Source organism: Abyssisolibacter fermentans (assembly GCF_001559865.1).
GTDB classification, from domain to species: domain Bacteria; phylum Bacillota; class Clostridia; order Tissierellales; family MCWD3; genus Abyssisolibacter; species Abyssisolibacter fermentans.
The window spans coordinates 1-18790 of record NZ_LOHE01000001.1; the positions used below are offsets into that span (position 1 = coordinate 1).

General features: G+C 29.5%; 21 protein-coding genes. 16 read left to right on the plus strand and 5 right to left on the minus strand.

What is annotated here, in order from left to right:
• Positions 1-285 precede the first annotated feature (285 nt).
• Positions 286-429 (plus strand): hypothetical protein, encoded by a 144-nt coding sequence (locus tag AYC61_RS20855; protein ID WP_156456270.1) that lies wholly within the window; start codon positions 286-288, stop codon positions 427-429.
• Between the two features lie 532 nt (positions 430-961).
• Here the strand turns inward: AYC61_RS20855 and AYC61_RS00005 are convergent.
• On the minus strand, positions 962-1462 hold the full coding sequence (locus tag AYC61_RS00005; protein WP_156456273.1) for a nitroreductase family protein: 501 nt from the start codon (positions 1460-1462) through the stop codon (positions 962-964).
• A 286-nt stretch (positions 1463-1748) separates the two neighbouring features.
• On the opposite strand from AYC61_RS00005, the gene AYC61_RS00010 reads away from it, so the two are divergent.
• From AYC61_RS00010 to AYC61_RS00025, 4 genes are all read left to right on the plus strand, one after another.
• Positions 1749-2435, plus strand: a complete 687-nt coding sequence (locus AYC61_RS00010; protein WP_066494797.1) for a response regulator transcription factor — start codon at positions 1749-1751, stop codon at positions 2433-2435.
• Positions 2435-3514, plus strand: a complete 1080-nt coding sequence (locus AYC61_RS00015; RefSeq protein WP_066494800.1) for a sensor histidine kinase — start codon at positions 2435-2437, stop codon at positions 3512-3514. Before AYC61_RS00010 ends, AYC61_RS00015 begins: the two co-directional genes overlap by 1 nt.
• Positions 3515-3631: 117 nt before the next feature.
• Positions 3632-4309 carry an ABC transporter ATP-binding protein gene (locus AYC61_RS00020; protein WP_066494803.1) on the plus strand — a complete coding sequence of 226 codons (678 nt, stop codon included), beginning with the start codon at positions 3632-3634 and terminating at the stop codon, positions 4307-4309.
• Between the two features lie 2 nt (positions 4310-4311).
• Complete coding sequence (locus AYC61_RS00025; RefSeq protein ID WP_066494805.1) at positions 4312-6798, plus strand: ABC transporter permease; 2487 nt, start codon at positions 4312-4314, stop codon at positions 6796-6798.
• A 46-nt stretch (positions 6799-6844) separates the two neighbouring features.
• Here AYC61_RS00025 and AYC61_RS00030 read toward each other — a convergent pair whose 3' ends face one another.
• Positions 6845-7345, minus strand: coding sequence for a DUF2680 domain-containing protein (locus AYC61_RS00030; protein WP_066494813.1), 501 nt, complete (start codon positions 7343-7345; stop codon positions 6845-6847).
• Between the two features lie 537 nt (positions 7346-7882).
• Between AYC61_RS00030 and AYC61_RS21935 the strand changes: the two genes are divergently transcribed.
• Positions 7883-8014, plus strand: coding sequence for a hypothetical protein (locus tag AYC61_RS21935; RefSeq protein ID WP_275935204.1), 132 nt, complete (start codon positions 7883-7885; stop codon positions 8012-8014).
• Positions 8015-8089: 75 nt separating this feature from the next.
• On the opposite strand, the gene AYC61_RS00035 is transcribed toward AYC61_RS21935, so the two are convergent.
• The 3 genes from AYC61_RS00035 to AYC61_RS00045 form a co-directional block, all read right to left on the minus strand.
• On the minus strand, positions 8090-9448 hold the full coding sequence (locus AYC61_RS00035) for a sensor histidine kinase (protein WP_066494816.1): 1359 nt from the start codon (positions 9446-9448) through the stop codon (positions 8090-8092).
• The gene (locus AYC61_RS00040; protein ID WP_420806795.1) at positions 9445-10170 is read right to left on the minus strand and encodes a response regulator transcription factor; all 726 of its coding nucleotides are present in this window, start codon (positions 10168-10170) and stop codon (positions 9445-9447) included. Before AYC61_RS00040 ends, AYC61_RS00035 begins: the two co-directional genes overlap by 4 nt.
• Before the next feature lie 64 nt (positions 10171-10234).
• Positions 10235-11065 carry an aminoglycoside 6-adenylyltransferase gene (locus AYC61_RS00045; RefSeq protein WP_066494824.1) on the minus strand — a complete coding sequence of 277 codons (831 nt, stop codon included), beginning with the start codon at positions 11063-11065 and terminating at the stop codon, positions 10235-10237.
• Between the two features lie 235 nt (positions 11066-11300).
• On the opposite strand from AYC61_RS00045, the gene AYC61_RS00050 reads away from it, so the two are divergent.
• The 10 genes from AYC61_RS00050 (at position 11301) to AYC61_RS00090 (ending at position 18621) form a co-directional block, all read left to right on the plus strand.
• On the plus strand, positions 11301-11810 hold the full coding sequence (locus tag AYC61_RS00050; protein WP_066494826.1) for a sigma-70 family RNA polymerase sigma factor: 510 nt from the start codon (positions 11301-11303) through the stop codon (positions 11808-11810).
• Entirely contained in the window at positions 11794-12648 is an 855-nt protein-coding gene (locus AYC61_RS00055; protein ID WP_066494829.1) for a DUF3298 and DUF4163 domain-containing protein, read from the plus strand. The genes AYC61_RS00050 and AYC61_RS00055 overlap by 17 nt, the downstream gene beginning before the upstream one ends.
• 243 nt (positions 12649-12891) lie before the next feature.
• Positions 12892-13953: an IS30 family transposase gene (locus AYC61_RS00060; protein WP_066494830.1), complete on the plus strand. Its 1062-nt coding sequence runs from the start codon at positions 12892-12894 to the stop codon at positions 13951-13953.
• 695 nt (positions 13954-14648) lie between these two features.
• Positions 14649-14879: a hypothetical protein gene (locus AYC61_RS00065; protein ID WP_066494833.1), complete on the plus strand. Its 231-nt coding sequence runs from the start codon at positions 14649-14651 to the stop codon at positions 14877-14879.
• Positions 14845-15135, plus strand: coding sequence for a hypothetical protein (locus tag AYC61_RS00070; protein ID WP_066494836.1), 291 nt, complete (start codon positions 14845-14847; stop codon positions 15133-15135). Before AYC61_RS00065 ends, AYC61_RS00070 begins: the two co-directional genes overlap by 35 nt.
• 552 nt (positions 15136-15687) lie before the next feature.
• Entirely contained in the window at positions 15688-16365 is a 678-nt protein-coding gene (locus AYC61_RS00075) for a hypothetical protein (protein ID WP_156456271.1), read from the plus strand.
• A 119-nt stretch (positions 16366-16484) separates the two neighbouring features.
• The gene (locus AYC61_RS00080) at positions 16485-17267 is read left to right on the plus strand and encodes a hypothetical protein (protein WP_066494839.1); all 783 of its coding nucleotides are present in this window, start codon (positions 16485-16487) and stop codon (positions 17265-17267) included.
• A 47-nt stretch (positions 17268-17314) separates the two neighbouring features.
• Entirely contained in the window at positions 17315-17797 is a 483-nt protein-coding gene (locus AYC61_RS00085; protein ID WP_066494842.1) for a hypothetical protein, read from the plus strand.
• A 248-nt stretch (positions 17798-18045) separates the two neighbouring features.
• Positions 18046-18186: a hypothetical protein gene (locus AYC61_RS20860; protein WP_156456272.1), complete on the plus strand. Its 141-nt coding sequence runs from the start codon at positions 18046-18048 to the stop codon at positions 18184-18186.
• A gap of 87 nt (positions 18187-18273) precedes the next feature.
• Complete coding sequence (locus AYC61_RS00090; protein WP_066494847.1) at positions 18274-18621, plus strand: hypothetical protein; 348 nt, start codon at positions 18274-18276, stop codon at positions 18619-18621.
• Positions 18622-18790 lie beyond the last annotated feature (169 nt).

The following is an 18790-nucleotide window of genomic DNA, read 5'->3' on the forward strand; positions in this document are numbered from 1 at the left end:
TAGCTCAATGTTTATGTGTTGAAGCTTTACAAGACATTTTTCTTACTCGGAGATGCTATATTTTTCTGATTATATAAATATGAAAAAATATAGGCATCAATGTCGTGGTCAAAAAATGTCATGTAGCTTCTAAATAATATAATGGTTAGTTTTTCTTTAGGGTAAGCCTTTGTAAGTACGAAGTTATTACATAATGGTAATCCATAACCTAATGGAGAGGGCAAGTATCTGAGAATCTTTGCTTGGTTCAGACAACAGGCAGTTCTTATTTATAGTATAAAAGCAATGATAAAACTGCCTGTTGAATTCACCTACAAAGAAACCTCAGATACTTACCTAGATAGTATATTGGTGGTAATAGTTATTGTAGTAGGAATTTGGGGTCATATTAGGGTTGGAGCTTCGAAGGTTTTGCTTGAAAATTTTTGAATTAAAGAGATAAAACATCTACCTGATTTTATGAAGTTTGTATTTTCACAGGTTTAAAAAAGATTTCTTAGTTATAACCAATAAGTAACTAGGATTACTCTAAGGTTTCTTCGGAGAGCGACTTTAAGAGCTTGTTTTCTCAACGCTTTTAAGTAGAGAACCAAAATCTAAGATTTTGAGTGAATCACTTACTCATAGGAACGTAGTGAGTAGTGAGTTTCTTATTTATTTAGAAACAAGCTCTTTGCGGAGCCGTAGAAGATTCTTAGAGAGATCCTACACCAATGAGAAAGGAAAAATAAATGAGTATTTTCATTGAAAAGCTTACGAAGCTTGACCCTAAAGAAAATACCCAAAAATAAATAGAAGCGCGTAAGAGATTTTTCGTATACGCACCTTATAAATACCGAAAAAATATGCCCTTCTCCGAGTTAGAAAAATCTTTTACATCGCTGAATCAAAAAATAGCGAGCTATATAACCTACAAAGCTTGCCTATATCAAATTTTTAAGGAATTACAGCAAATATCACTCTACCACTCATCATAATGAATGATATCCTCATTAAATCTGATTGGTGTAGGTTTGTTTTCTGACGGATAACCTAGTGATATTATTGAAAGTGGAGTAATATGTTTTGGTAAGTTGAATATTTTTTTAATACCTTTAACACGTTTGGTTTCAGGATATACACCTAACCAAACTGCACCAAGACCTTGAGTATGAGCTGCTAGTAGTATATTTTGAGTTGAAGCAGAGCAGTCTTGTACCCAGAAATCCTTGAACTTTTCTTTTTTCAAATTTCCACAAACTATAATTGCGGCATCAGCTTCTTTTAACATGCTTGAATAAGGGTGAACTTTTGTAATTTCAACCAAAAGCTCCTTATCTCTTACAACTATATATTCCCAAGGTTGCTCGTTACCTGCTGAAGGTGCATACATACCAGCTGTCAAAAGCTTTTTTATAAGTTCATCATTTATATGATCAGATGTGTATTTTCTTATACTTCTTCTTTCTAAAAAACATTTTATACCTTCCATTTTAAATCCTCCTTAGTAAGTCCAGTCTTAACATTTTAATAGTATTAAGACGCGTAGTATTTGTACTAATATGTAGATTATTATATAATTTTAGCGAATTAATTACAAAAAATATTCATATCTTTTTAAAAAAAGTTCATATATATTTAATAAAAAGATGTTGTTTTTTAAATATTTGATTATTTTTGATATATAGCATTACAAAAGTTATAATAGAAATTAGTTAAAGAGTCTAATTTGAAAATTATAAGTAATTAATATATAGGAGATGAAGTGTATGAAGACACTTTTATTAGTTGAAGATGATAAAATGTTAAGTAGAGGAATTAAGTTTAATTTGCAGGAAGAAGGTTTTAATGTTATTTCTGCATATTGCTTAAAAGAAGCACAAGAGGAGCTAAACAAAGCTTCTATTGATTTGATAATATTAGATGTAAATTTACCAGATGGTAATGGCTTTGATTTTTGTGAAAAAATAAGGAATTACTATGATAATCCGATTATTTTTCTAACTGCATGTGATATGGAATCTGATGTTGTTACAGGCTTTAAGCTTGGTGCAGATGACTATATAACTAAGCCATTCAGCCTCAGTATTTTAAGAGAACGAATATTAGCTATATTTAGAAGATATAGAGTTAATGAAAAAAAAGAGCAGGTAGTAGTAAATAAAGATTTGTCATTTGATTTTGAAAAGATGATTATTAATAATAAGGATAAAGTACTTACGCTTACTCCAACAGAAAATAAACTTTTAAAAATAATGTTTGAGTCTAAGGGTCAGGTAATGACTAGACGTGTTTTGCTCGAAAAATTATGGGATAATGATTCAAACTTTGTAGATGAACACGCACTGACAGTAAATATTAACAGGTTGAGAAATAAAATTGAAGAAAAACCTTCTAAGCCTAAATATATCAAAACTATTTATGGAATGGGCTATATGTGGGTAGGTGAAGAATAATGAATAATATAAAGTCTATAGTAACAGAAAAAATATTTTTCCTTACGGGGCTCTTAGTTACAATAGTTTGTATGATTTTTTATATGAGTATTATAAAAACTATGGGAAATATAGAAGGAATGTATCCAAGGGCAGCCGTTCATTTGAATTCTCTATTGCATATCTGTATTATGTTTGTAGTAGCTATATTGATATTGGGAATTGGTTTTGTACTTATAGTTAGAAGAGAATTAGTAAAATTTACAGATGAATTAAATGTTATATTAAATAAAATGATTAAAAAAGATACTAATATTCATTTTAATGTTGTAAACGAGACTCTTATGTCTAAAATACAAAGTAAACTTAAACAGCTTATTGAAATGATAAACAGTCAGCATAATCAATATGTAAAGGAAAAAGTCAGTATTAAATCATTGATATCTGATATATCACATCAGATTAAAACTCCACTAGCTAATTTGAGTATTTATAACAGTACATTGCTTGAGAGAGACCATTTAACTAAAGAACAGGAAAATGAATTCTTAAATAATATGCAGTCTCAAATAAAAAGAATAGATTGGCTGATAAAAGCTTTAATTAAAATGTCAAGATTAGAGACAGATATTATTACACTTAACAGCACTAGATGTCCTTTAGAGGATACTATTGCGGAGGCAGTAAGTAATATTTATGTCAAAGCAGAGAAAAAAGATATAGGTATAGCTGTTAAATGTAAAGATATTAATATTATAGAACATGATAAGAAATGGATAGCTGAAGCACTATTTAATATATTAGATAATGCAGTCAAATACACCCACAGAGGGGGACAAATATTAGTCAAAGTTGTTAATGGAGAAATGTTTACTAAGATTAATATTGAAGATAATGGAATAGGTATAGAGAGTGACCAAATCAATAATATATTTAAAAGGTTTTACAGATCAACTGAAGTATCAGAAATAGAAGGAGTTGGACTAGGATTATATATAGTAAGAGAAATTATTAGAAAACAAGGCGGATACATTAAAGTTACATCACAAAAAGGGGTAGGTTCAACATTTTCTGTTTATCTACCAAATGATACAATGTAAAATAAATATACCTTAGGAATCTCACAAAATTGTGAGATTTTATTTTTAATCTGTGAGGTGTTTGTGACATTGGTAGTTTATTATTAAAGTATACTAAGAAACGAGGAGATGGAAAGTATGAAAGTATTAGAGACTGTTAATTTGAAAAAACATTATGGCAGTGAGCCAAATATAGTAAAGGCGTTAGACGGTGTTAACATAGAAATAAATAAAGGTGAATTTGTGGCGATTGTGGGTACATCAGGATCAGGAAAAAGTACGCTTTTACATATGCTTGGAGGACTTGATTATCCTACATCAGGAGAAGTTATTGTTGATAATAATAAGATATTTGATATGAAAGAAGATAATTTGACTATATTCCGTCGAAGATATATTGGTTTTGTATTTCAGAATTATAACCTTATACCAAATTTAAATGTATATGAAAATATAGTAATTCCTATAGAATTAGACGGCAACAAGGTAGATAAAGAATATTTAGATTTAATAATTGATACATTAGGGCTATCAAACAAATTAAACAATCTTCCTAGTAATCTATCAGGGGGGCAACAGCAGAGAATAGCAATTGCAAGAGCACTTGCTACTAAACCTTCTATTGTACTTGCAGATGAACCTACAGGTAATTTGGATACCAAGACAGAGCAAGAAGTTATGGGACTATTAAAGATTACTAGTGAAAAGTTCAATCAAACAATAATTATTATTACCCACAATGAACAAATAGCACAACTTGCTGACAGGATTATAAGAATAGAAGATGGCAAAATTGTGACAGGTGGGAGGAAGTAGATATGTTTTCTAATAATAATAAGAAAGTAATTAACAAGCTTGCAAAACGCAGCTTTAAGAAAAATAAAACCAGAAACATTTTTACACTCATAGCAATAATACTTACTACAGTTTTAATAACAAGTGTGTTTACAATAGGTATGAGTATTGTAGATACAACTGAAAAAGCAACAATGAGACAAGTTGGAACAATGGCTCATGGAGGATTTAAGCATATAAACAAACAACAGTATGATATGGTTAAAAATCATCCTCTAATAAAAGAACATGGATTAACTATGTATCTAACAGACGCTGATAATAAGGAGTTTAGGAGTAAACCATTAGAAATACGTTATAGTGACAAAAATGCAGGGGATTGGGGATTTACAAAACCAATAGTAGGTGATTACCCAAAAGCTGAAAATGAAATAGTAACAGCAACATGGATATTAGACAGATTAAAAGTTAAGCATGAAATAGGTGCTATAGTTACACTTTCTTATACTGTTTTAGATAAAAGCTATACAAAGGATTTTGTATTAAGCGGTTATTGGGAAGGAGACAAGAGTGTATCAGCAGCAGGAGAGGCATTGGTGTCTTTAGATTTTATTAATCAATACACTGCTCTTGATGGATACGATAATAGTAACATAGATATATGTATAATGTTCAATAATAAAAATAATATTAAAGCAAATTTAGAGAGAATTGTAACAGATACAGGCTTACAGATTGAGGATTTTCAATATGCTGTTAACTGGGCATATATGTCAACAGAAAGTAGTGATTTATCAACAGTATTACCATTTGTTATAATTACGCTGTTGATAATGTTCAGCGGGTATCTATTAATATATAATATATTCTATATATCAGTTGTAGGGGATATTAAATACTACGGATTGTTAAAAACTATTGGCAGTACAAGAAAACAACTTAAAAGAATTATACGCAAACAAGCCTTATATTTATCAATCATTGGAATTCCAATAGGACTTTGCATTGGATACTTTTCAGGAATATTATTAGTTCCTATGATGCTTATGAGCTTCACGATTAATGAAAGCAGTATAGTGATTTCAAGTAATCCTTTGTTATTTGTAGGAGCAGGTATATTCTCAGCTGTTACAGTATTAATCAGCTGTAACAAACCAGCTAAACTAGCTTCTAAAGTTTCCCCTATAGAGGCTGTAAGATATACAGGGGTAAATATAAAAAAGAAACAGAAAAATTCAAGAAATGGTGCTAAAATTCATAAAATGGCTTTATCAAATGTTTTAAGAAGTAAGAAAAAGTTAGCCGTTGTGTTGTCATCATTGTCTTTAAGTATAATATTATTTAGCTGTGTGTTTTCAATGATCTCTGGCTTTGATATTGATAAATATTTAGTACAGTTAATACGTGGAGATATTACAATTGCACATTATTCCTATTATAGCAGTATGAAATTTGATGACTCAGACTCATTAAGTGAAAATATATGTGACGAAATAGATAAAATTGATGGAGTAAAAAGAGTAGATAAGATATATTTAAGTCATACAAGGGATATATTGGATAATGCTAAATTAAAAATAATGCAAAAAGTTGCTGAGAACAAAAAAAGTGTAAAAGGTAATATGGAGATAGCAGTGAATACAGGTAGTATAGGAGTTCAACTTTATGGTTTAGATATAGGATGTTTAAATGCTTATGATGATAGTAAAGTAATAGATGGTAAAATAGATTTAGAAAAATTTAAAACAGGTAACTATGTTTTGATAAATCATTATGCTGGGTGTGATTACTATAAAGTAGGAGATAAGTTAACACTTCAACTTAAAGACGGTACCGAAAAAGAATTTGAGGTTATGGCATTAATAGATGTAATAAAAACACTTCATAATGGTAGATTTGTTCCTACTGGATATAAGGCATTTACATCATCAAAAGTATTTAAAGATATTGTGAAAGACCCAGTGATAATGTCTGCTCAAGTATTTGCAGATGACGATAAAATGAATGATGTCAAAAATGGTATAGATAGCATTATTGCTAGTGAACCAGATCTTGAATATATATCAAAAGATGATTATATTAATGAATATAAAGGCTTTATATCAATGTTTTCAACTGTAGGGTATACTTTAAGCGGTGTTATAGCACTAATTGGTTTATTGAATTTTGTCAATACTATATTAACAGGTATTATATCAAGAAAAATGGAGTTTGCAATGCTTGAGAGTATAGGTATGACAAAAAAACAGCTAATTAAGATGATAACCTTTGAAGGCTTGTATTATGGATTATTTACTACAATTATTATATTAACATTGGGACTTGCGATAACATATTATGCTGTAAATTCTATAGGAGGAATTGTAAATTTCTTTGAATATAACTTTAATGTAATACCAACCTTAGCATGTGGCATAATATTGATAATAGCTGGAATGATTACTCCACGCTTATGTTATAAAAGCATTAGTAAATTAACAATAATTGAGCGTTTGAGAGATGTAGAATAAAAAATAGCAATGGAGAGACTTAGTCTCTCCATTGCTATTTTTTATTCTACTTATTGGTATTTCTGTTAAAACCCATTCCATTACCATTCATTCTACCGGCACCTTTTCCATTGCCTCTACCAATACCATTTCCTTTACCTTGACCTTGACCATTACCATTTAGACCTCTTCCAAAACCAACACCATACTCACATCCAATTCTGCTAGGAGTGCCATTTCCATCACAATTTGCTATTTGTTCTTCAAGTTTTTTAGTAATTTGATCTGCTTGTTCTTGAGTCAATGCACCGTCTTCAACTCTTTTTTCAATTATTGCTTTTTTGTTTTCAAGCATTTGATCTTTGAATTCATCAAGTTTATCTTCCTCAGCAGCAATTTGTCCAAATGTCTTATTTTCGTCTATGTGTTGCTCATAGACTTCTTCAGATGTTTTACCTGTAAGATTTCCAACTATTTCAGCTGGTGTGCTGAAAGAAGTAGCGAGTACGGTAGTTGCACCTATTACAAGTACAGCTATTATTAGGATTGGTGTTAAAAGTTTTTTCATATTATCAACCTCCATAATTTAATTTATTGTTTGTAATGCTATTATAGAAAAGAAATGTGAAGAACTTATGGAGATTAATTGAAGAAAATATGAAGAAAAAATTGACTAAACCAATAGCTTGATAATATTATAACCAATGTGTAACTAGGATGTTCCTTGCATCGCTGAAGTATAAATTAATGAGCCATGTGACTTACAAAGGATGGCAAGAAATAGTTTGAGGTCTTGTTAGGGTTGGAGCTTCGAAGATATTTAGCTTGAACTTTTTGAATGGAAGCATTACAAAACATCTACCTAACTCGGTGAAGCCTGTGTTTCTTGATTATATTAGAGAGGTTGAAACACAGGCTTCAAGGTCGTGTACGGCAGATGTTATATAGCTTCTGTTAGGTTAGTGGTTGCTTTTTCTTTCGGGTAAAGCGTTGTGAGTGTGACATTAATACAAATTGTAGGTTCATTAATTAGTGGAAAGGGCAAGTATCTGAGAATCTTTGCTTTGTTCAGACAACAGGCAGTTTTATTGATGGTGTAAAAGCGATGATAAAACTGCCTGTTGAATTCACCAGCAAAGAAACCTCAGATACTAGCCTAGTTAATTTAGTGGTTGGAACATTTATTTTAGCAGTTGTTTGTGGTTTTGAAATAAAATTAAAACCAATAAGTAACTAGGATGTCTCTAATAAATCTTCGAAGAGCGACCTAAAGTGCCTTTTATAGAACATGATTTGAGTAGAAAATTTTAATTTAGAATTGTATCATAAAAGTAGTTCCTGCATTAGGTTCACTTTCTACCATGATTTTTCCACCATGAGCTTCTACTAAAGCTTTTACTATAGTCAAACCAATACCAGTTCCACCTGTTTTGCGACATCTTGAAACATCTCCACGATAAAATCTTTCAAATATATATGGGATATCATCTTTTTTAATTCCAATACCTGTATCTTGAATAAAAAAAGTTATTTTTTTATTTTTATTATTTAATTTTATTAGTACCTTACCAGATTTTTCAGTATATTTATAAGCATTTGAAAGTAAATTAACAAACACTTGATTCAGCCTGTCTATGTCACCAAAAAAGTGAATATCAGTCTCAATATCTTTTTCAATCATAATCTGTTTGTTCATCATTAGAGGTATAAAATTTTCAACTACGTTATTTAGTAATTTAGATAAATCTATATCTTGTTTATTTAATTTGATATCTGTACTTTCTATGCTGGATAAGTCAGATAAATCCTTGATAAGCTTTGTTAATCTAAGAATTTCATCATAACAAACAGTCAGTCTTTCTGGTGTTGGCTCCCATATACCATCTATTAACGCTTCAAGATGACTTTGCAATGTAGACAAAGGCGTTCTAAGCTCATGAGCAACATCAGAGGTTAATCTTTTGCGGAGATTTTCTTGATTTTCAAGTCTGGTTGCAAGCTGTTCTATAGATTTTGACAATTCATGTAGTTCCTGGGTATTAGTACTAACTTTATTGAGGTTATATTTTTCATCAGCAATGGTAGTTACATTGTTTTTTATTAGCAAAATAGGATTTAAAAACTTTTTTGAAGCATATAAGCTGATCAATACAGCAACTATAATAGAAAAAACAAAAGCTACTATATAGATACCGTTAATAGCATATACAAAACTAATATCCTCAGATGTGACAAATATACTTGCGGGTCTACCTATTTCTACCGAACCTATTTTTTGTTTGCTATTGTAAAGAGGATATGTTTTATATTCTAAATTTACAGCTTTATTCCTATTATTTCTATAACCTTTACCCATTCCCATGCCCATACCAAAATAGTTTTGACTATCAAATATTGTTTCATTATCAATGTTTTTTATTTTTATATCAAGTCCTTCGTTATGTGCCTCAAAAAAAATATTGTGCATGACTTCTTGATTGAGTTTATGAGAATATTCATAAACTTCCTCGATATATTCAATTAGTTTTAAGTCATTTTTTTGTCTAGTATTTTCTACATAGTTTTTAAAAAAATAATTCATTCCTATATTTGATATTAGAGTTATAAAGACAACAGATACGAGAGCAATTATTATAAAATATTTTTTTAATTGTTTTGTAATGCTAATCATATTTTTTCACCCTTAAATTTGTACCCAACGCCATAAACAGTTACGATAAATTGTGGATCTTTATAATCATCTTCTATTTTTTGACGAAGATTTTTTATATGTGTATCGATAGTGCGGTCATAACCTAAATAATCATAACCAAGAGCTGCGTTAATTAGTTGATTTCTAGAAAAAGTGCGATTTGGGTTTTCTGCTAAGGTAAGTAATATTTTATACTCATTAGGAGTAATGTTTATTACTTCACCATTTTTTTTAACAACATGTTCATTTTTATCAATTAATAGGGACGGTTCTTTTTGGGGTGCCCCAAAACGAACTGTCTCTGATGGGTTGTTTGATGGGTTAAAATTTCCCTTAGTTCGTCTAAGAATCGCTTTGACACGCATAACCAGTTCGCGAGGACTAAAAGGCTTAGTCAGGTAATCATCTGCACCTAAAACTAAACCTTCTATTCTGTCGTCCTCACTACTTTTTGCTGTTAACATTAATATAGGAACTGCGGAAATTTTTCTTACGTGCCTGCATACATCTTCACCAGAAATATCAGGAAGCATCAAATCAAGTATAATAAAATCAGGTTCAATTGTCTTGAATAGTTTAATAGCTTCACTACCCGAAATAGCTGTATAGACATCATAATTTTCTTTTTTTAAATAATCTTTTACAACTTCAAGTAAAGTTACTTCATCATCTACTACAAGAATTTTTTCGTTCAAAATGATCACTTCCTTTTTTCTTTTAGGGACGGTTCATTTTGGGGTACTCCAAAATGAACCGTCCCTGTTCTTATTTTCTCATCTTTTCAAGATAAAGACTCATTTTTATATCATCTACTATAGGATAATCATAACTAAGACTTTTTGATAACGGAATAGCTAACATTCGTAATAGTTCACATGAATAATCTATTGAATCCCAAATTTCATCATAATTAGCATTAGCATAAGTTTTTTTGAAAAGTTCATACAAATCTGTAGATAAGTATTTTTTATAGTATTTGCCAAATAAACCTACATTGACTTTCCAATCATTGTTCATACCAATGTACCAATCAATAATTTTATTAATATCTTGTTTGATTACAATGTCATACATTGATTTAACATAGCATAATTGATCTCTGTGAATACCTTTAACTACATTGTTTAAACACCACCAGAAATTATTAACTGTTTTTTCAAATTCATTTTTAGATGGTTTTTTAACATAGTACATTTCTTCATTAGGTGTAGGTAACTCGCTGATAATATTATCTTTGTCTAATAATACTGCTTCTAAACTGTCACATTCTCTAGTATTTATTTGATCTAGTGGGAAAAATTGGAGGTCTATTCTCACCCCATCTTCAAAAAGCATTAAAAATATATAGTATTCATCATTATTTAGATATAAGTTATTTTGTTGAATGATAATGGTTTTTCCAAAAACATCAATAAAACTTCTATCTGATAAATATTTTTTTGGGTCTTTGACAACGTAAACAATATCATAGTCTCTAAAATTATCTTTATCTGCATTGGGATTTGTTCTGGAACCATTCATGAGTACAGCTCTTATGTCATCATTTTTTTTAGCGTAATTTAATATCATATCAAATACTTCTTTTTCGTTTCTCAATGTTATCCTCCTTTATTATGTCAATGCATATTTTGTTTTGGTTTAACTTATACCTTTACTAAATATATTTTATATGAATCAGAGATATTTGTCTAATAGATGGAAATAATTAAAAGTTTGATTTTGTTGTTTAAAATGATATTATACACAAGTAAAAATTAAATAAAAAAATAAATTACTAAAACTTTTTTATTATTTACCACGTCTATATAGTGTAAGGAGGCTTACCTAAGATATGTCGACATATAAAAAGAATTACTTAATACTAGTAGATTACATTAAGATGAATCAAGATAATTTTTACCGTTTAGCTTATAGCTATGTAAAAAACAAAGAAGCGGCTCTTGATATAGTGCAAGAATCAATATACAAAGCTCTTAAATCAGTTGAAACAATAAGAAATAGCTCTTATATAAAAACCTGGATGTATAGAGTAATTGTTAACACAAGCATAAGCTATATCAGAAAAAACAAAAAAGAAATATTGAAGGATGAGATCTGTGATATAACTGAGCCCGAAACTGTAAGTTTAGCAGATAAAATAGATTTGTATAATGCTATTGATTTATTAGATGAAATACATAAAACAGTCATTATACTGAGATATTTTGAGGATATGAAAATTGAAGATATTGCAAAAGTGACTGATTGCAACATTAATACAGTAAAAACGAGAATTTATTCTGCTGTTTCAAAGCTTAGAATAATATTGAAGGAGAGGGAATATTATGGATCCGAAATTTGATAATGCTATTAAAAAATATAAATCAATAAAAATACCTGAGGAGTTGGATGATATCGTGAACAGTACAATAAAAAGAAGTAATATGGAAAATAAGAAAAGTAAGAGATTAAATAATTTTAAAAGGGTTATAGCAGGTACAGTTGTAGCATGTAGTATATTTACAGTAGGTTTAAATACAAGTGAAGTATTTGCTTCAAAAATAGCTAACATACCAGTATTAGGTAATATTGCGAAAGTATTTACATTTGTAGACTATAAAATAAATAATGAAGTTGTAGACGCAGATATTAAAATACCTTCTATAGAAGGGGTAAACGATAAGGAACTTGAGAAGAGAATAAATGATGAAATACATGCTAAAATGGCTGAATTAACTAAAGAGGCTGAAAGAAATGCTGAGGAAGATAAAAAAGCATTTGTAGAAACAGGTGGAAAAGAAGAAGATTTTAGTCCTTTTACTATAAAATCAGATTACGAATTGAAGTTAGCTAATGAGAAAATATTATCTTTTATAGTATATCAAAGTGTGTCTCAGGCTTATTCATATGAAAATTATTACTATTATAATATAAATTTAGAAACCAATAAAATGATTACCTTAGACGATATGCTTGGTAAGGATTACAAAAAAATTATTGATGAAGATATAGTTAGGCAAATAGAAGAATTAAAGAAAAATCCAGATAATTCATTCTTTGAAGCAAATGAAGGAGGTTTTAAAGGTATAAAAGATGATCAAAGATTCTATATAAACGAACAAGGAAAAGTAGTAATTGTATTTGACAAATATGAGATTGCTCCTGGATACATGGGAAGACTAGAGTTTGCTATAAAATAAAAGTTTTTAAAAAGGGAGGATATCAAAATAATTAATGATATCCTCCCTTTTTGATGCTTAAAAAACAGATATAATTTATTAAAAAGTTATGTTTATAAATTTTGCTATCATAAGTAAATAAAATGCTAAGTTGTATAATTAAATGACGCATAAAATAGAATTTCCAAAAATTAAAAAGTGACTCATTTGAAATTCTCTGATATTGTTAAGTTCGACCAAAAACTTAAAGGGAGAATTTTTCAAATGAATCACAATAAAAATAATAACATAAACAACAGGAAAAATAAATATTTAACAGAAAAAGAACGCTACCAAATTGAGGGATATATTAAAATCGGTAAGATACCAAAAGAAATTGCATTTCTCATTGGAAAAAGTGTACGAACAATTCAAAGAGAAATTAAAAGAGGTACTGTTGAATTGTTGAACAGTGATTTGACTAAGAAATTAGTATACTGTGCTGATGTAGCTCATGAAAAATACCTACGTAATAGATGTAACAAAGGAGCTAATCTTAAAATTGGCGATAATCACAAATTATGTGAGTATATAGAATCTAAGATAATTCAAGAGAAATATTCACCTGATGCTGTAATTGGTGAAATAAAAGCTAATAAACTTAAATTTAAAACAACAATATGTACAAAAACATTGTATAACTATATTGATAAGGGAATATTTCTTGAATTAACAAATAAACATCTACCTGTTAAGTATAAAAAGAAGCGTGGCTACCGTAAAATACGTAAAGTTTCACTAAATAATAAAAAGGGTAGAAGTATTGTAGAAAGGCCTAAATCGGTAGATTTAAGAGATACCATAGGTCATTGGGAAATGGATTGTGTAGTTGGACAAAAAAAGGATAAACAAGTATTGCTTGTTTTAACTGAACGTTGTACAAGACTGACTTTAATAAGGAAAATGAAAAGTAAGACTCAGCAAGAAGTTGGTAAAACATTGAATTCACTTGAGAGAGAATATGGCAGTAAGTTTAAAAAAATTTTTAAGACTATAACCATGGATAATGGTAATGAGTTCGTTAATCAAGAAATAATAGAAAAATCATGCAGATTAAAAAGTAAAAGAACTACTGCATATTACGCTCATCCATATAGTTCATGGGAAAGAGGTAGTAACGAAAATGCAAATAAGTTAATTCGTAGATTTATACCAAAGGGTAAAAAGATAAGTTGTTACACAAAGAGAGAGATAGAAAAGATTCAGCATTGGGTAAATAACTATCCAAGAAGAATTTTAGGTTACATGAGTTCATCACAATATTATGAACATAAATTATCAAAATAACTCTTTCTCAAGAAAGAATATTTGGTATATATAACTTTGTAAAGGATGCTACGCACCACCGTTGGTGGCAGAGTCCTTGACAAAGCCATATATACCAAATAAATAGCAATTACGAGAGAGTTAGCATTGGTGTATGATAGTATCACCACATATGATTTACAAAATTATACATGGTATAACTTAACAAATTTAATGCGACATTTAATATTGCAATTTATAGTTTTAATGAAAATTAAAAAAACACTTGACTTTTCAATACACCCATTCCACCCATTCGGGACGGTTCTGTTTTGGGTGACACGAGTGTCGATAATATTAAATTAGGATACAAGCTACATCATTAATGAAAATACGTCAGATTGTTTTGTGCAGTCTGACGTATTTTGCATAAATATAATCTTATTTACCTACAACTACACATATTACTCAAGCTGTAAAAATTAGTAGAAAAAATGTATAATAAAGAAGGAAAAGCAATCCTTAACAGTAGAATTATATAGATATGATGACAACTTAAACGAAATTAGACAAAGAGCAGACTATATACATCCACATGGCATGCAAAGAGAGAAATAGACGAAAACAATCCAGGCAATGGAGGAAATCCAAAACCAGGATGGGGACATCAATACAATAGAACAAACTACAGAGTAGAATATGCATACGATATAACAAGTCCATATCAAAATGTACTAATGCAGTACGGAGAGCACTACCAAACACAAAAATATGTATATGGAATAGGAAGAATATCCATAGACTTTATAGAACTAGATGATCATGACAATGGATGGATACCAAAGACAGCCCCAACAAGACTAGAAGAAAGCTACCAAAGACTGTACTACTACCTAGAAGATGAACTAGGAAGCACAAAGAGGAGGTTTTGTTATGGAAAAAAGAATAAATATTGTGATTGTAATTAGCTTACTAAATTGGTTGTGTGCATTTTTAGTTCTATTTGTTAGAAATAGGCCATCTACTCCACCATTGTTAGCTTACTATATAACACTTTGGTTTATTTTCTCATTGATTCCAGCTATTACAAGTGATATTTTTGCTATGTTTTTGTTAATTAACGATAAAAAAACAATCTTCGAAAAGAAGTTGAAATTAATTTTGACACTTAATACTATGTATTTAGTAGCTTTTATTCGAATATTTAAGTGGAAAATTGGTTGAGGTAGAACAGATTGAAACACCCAATGAGGACGGTTTCTTTGGGCGACAAGACATATTACTCAAACTGTTAAAATTAGTAGAAAAAATGTATAATTAAGAAGGAGAAGAAATCCTCCAAAAGACAGTAGAACAGACAATGGAAGAAATCCAAAACCAGGACAAGATAAAATCATTGATTCTATATAAGTCATAGAGGAGTAAGTCGATGGAAAATAGAACGGATTTTTTTATATAACAAATGTAAGTTGGCAAAACAAACACACTCTATAACTTAATGAAATGACAACTTGTTAGAATTACTTACAAGTTAAAAATGAGGGTGCTAGGCAGATTAAGAGGAATACTAAACACAGTAAGATTGAAATAATTATCGCTATCCCATCTAAAAAGGAGATGAATAAACTGCTGAAACATTTGTTGAAAAGATAGATCTAGTGGAAGTAGCTCGATATGAAAGATAACGAAGCTAGATTATAAAGATGTCGTTGCTTAAAGAAGTAAATTATTCTAAAAGATATATACCTAATTTTAAAAGATACAAGGAGGATGTAGATGAAAAGGTCTAGATTTATAATTTTGATAGTTTGTATGATGTTGATTTCTAGTTGTGGAAAAGTACCCACTCAAAATGAGGGAGAAAATCATAATAACGATTTTAATTCATTAACTACATCAGAAATATCACAGAATGATGAATCAATTGAGTTTATTTCTGAATATTTTAGGCATGACGTAGTGTCAATGAACTATGAAGGGTACTTTGAATTTTTAGATGGTTACAATAAGGAAGTAAGACTGAATATAAAATTGATAGAAAAGCTTAAGAATGGTAGATTATTTGAGTTGTACCTTGACCCACTGGATGGTGTTCCAGAGGAAAGATTATGCATAGGTTATTTCTATGTATTGAAGGAAAAAATATATAAGATAAAACCGACCGAAGAAAACCTCGATATGATAAAATCAAAGGGGACTTTACCAGAAGATAGTATTATTGTTTGTCAGAATACTGAATTACCAGATGATTTAGAGAAAGAAGAAAAAGGATTTCATCACTATATAGTGGTCAACGATGATGAGATAGAATATCATTCATACAATAATCTTGTTACTACAGGATATTATGAATCCTATACATGGAAAAAAGATGTAGGACTCATATGCTATCAAAAAGGATATGGTGCGGGTAGAGAGTCTATAGAATTAAAATTAATCTCCAATGATGAATAAGTATAAGAATAACATAACTACAACAACAGGGAATATGCCTATACAAAACCCAAACTTATACAATAAACTTATTGAAAAAATAATGTAGTTAAAAAATTGGAAAAAGGAGTCAGTATAGTATGAGTTATCTTGAAAAATTTGATGTTGTTTATGAACATCAAAAGAAAAAACTTGAAAGGAAACAAACAAAATATAAAAAAACTGGATTACCAAGTAATCCAATAAATTTCTACTCGTTTCTTTCGGGAACATTAGAAACGATTGCAATAGGTGACTTTATACTACATAAAGATATAAACTCCTTTAAGAATAATCTCTATAACGCGTGCCAAGCATATATTAAAGCAGTTGAATTTTATGATAGAAATGGTATTGAAGAGTCAAAAAGCTTTATGTCAATGGTATCATATCGAGAACTTTTGAGAGCAATAGCATCTGATTCAGTTGAAGCCACTAATAAAATCGCTCATTTGATGGGGGATAGAGGAGAAGTTGATGCAGCTGATATTGACAAATTTACATATCACTGGGGCTATGCATTGAAGTATATAGTACTCGACAGATATAAAGATGCATTAAATCACTTAGATAAAATAAAAGATAAAAAAAGAAACATGTTTGCAGATTATCTACGTTCAATTATTGAAGGAGACAAAACAGGTGCATTAAGTAACATAGAGTTAATCATTTCTCAACAAAAAAATAGTAAAGCCACTAAAGGGACACCCCATGAATTGTTATCCATAACGGTAATTGCATTAGTAAAATTAGCTTTGTTGAAAGGGATAGATATTACTGTAAATGATAAAATAGCACCATTAGAATTGATTGTCAAAACTGAGGTTGACTACATATTGAATAAGATACTATTAATTTCAGTAGGAAAGCCAGATAGATTCTAGGGAACTATAGAATATAAGTTATATGAGGCATGTGGGGGAGGTAAAATGTGAGCAATTATGCTATATATAAGAGTAGAGGTTATCAATTAAATGTATTAGATGATCAATTGGAGATTATAAGTCACTCAAAAGATTCTGTAAAGTATGGATTTAAGGAATTAAAATTTGAACAAGGCTTTATTACACAGGTCTTGTATACAAAAAAGGTCGATATTAATGATATAGAAATGGCGTATAAATTGGAGTATAAGGTAATATATAAAGGAACAAAATTTGATCCATTATCAATAAGTAAGCATGTACTAGATGAAAATAGTATAGGTTTATTTACTAATAATGAAAAGGAAGCCAAGGAATATGGATTTATTAAGAAAGAGCAATTTATATTTGAAAAAAAAGTTCCTTTAGATGAAATAGAAGTTTTAATTGAAATAAAGAAACCTATATTTAAATTTCAATACATGGAGGTAGAAAAAACAATAATACAACAAAAGGATCTTAGAGAATATTTGAAAAATATGTTGATATAGACAAAAATTAATTTAATTTATTAAAACTATAGTGTCACAAAAATAATACATAAAAAGATAGATGCTAAATAGGTCAATCATTTTTGTTATTTACTAGAAAAGTTTTCCGTTGTTTAGGGTTAATGAATATCGTATTAACGCGACAGGAGTTGTTACTGTTTCATATGATATGGAGAACGCAAAGGAATTGGATGGTGTAGCAAGCAGACTACACATATGGTACAGCAACAACAGAAGATGGAAGAAGAGTGTCTACACATTCAGCAGGTTTTGGTGCTAATACAACATGGGTTCCAGCAGAGATACACACAGGAATTACCAACATAAAAATATACACGATTAATGTTTATGATATTGTTTATGAGATTCACGAGTTCTTCTTTAAATAAAAAAGAATGGGTTGATGCTGTTATTAATAAAATATCGAATTTCAAACTTTATATTCAGTATGTACATTCTTTGCTTTTTATGTAATTATGCCAAAAGATTTTAGTGTATACGAAGGTATTCAAAATACAGTATTGGTTTTAATAATCACTATCTTTCTAAAATCAACACCAAGTTTTATGATAATTTTTAAAGAGAGTTTTGCTATAAACATAAAGGAGAGGAATAATAAGCAGCTTATAGCAGTAATGAAATTTATGAAATCTATGATGTTTGGATTATTTATTTTAACTATTTTTATCACAATTGTAGCTATCTTCGGTATTTATGTTTCGGATGTATCTGTTAATACTGCACATATATTTGCTTTGACTATACCAATGTGGCTACCCATACGTAGTGGAATAGTTAAGCTAATGAATTCCATCAGTGAATAAATAGTATTCTAAAAATATTAGGGAGGGGCTACCCAGTACTGAAGTGCCTGCTTCTCTGTTTGAATAATAATTCATAATAGCTTTAGTTATGATTTTGAACAACTGCTTGTTTTAAATCTATGTTTAGTAAATAAAAAATAGAAAATACATAAATACATAAAGAAAACTT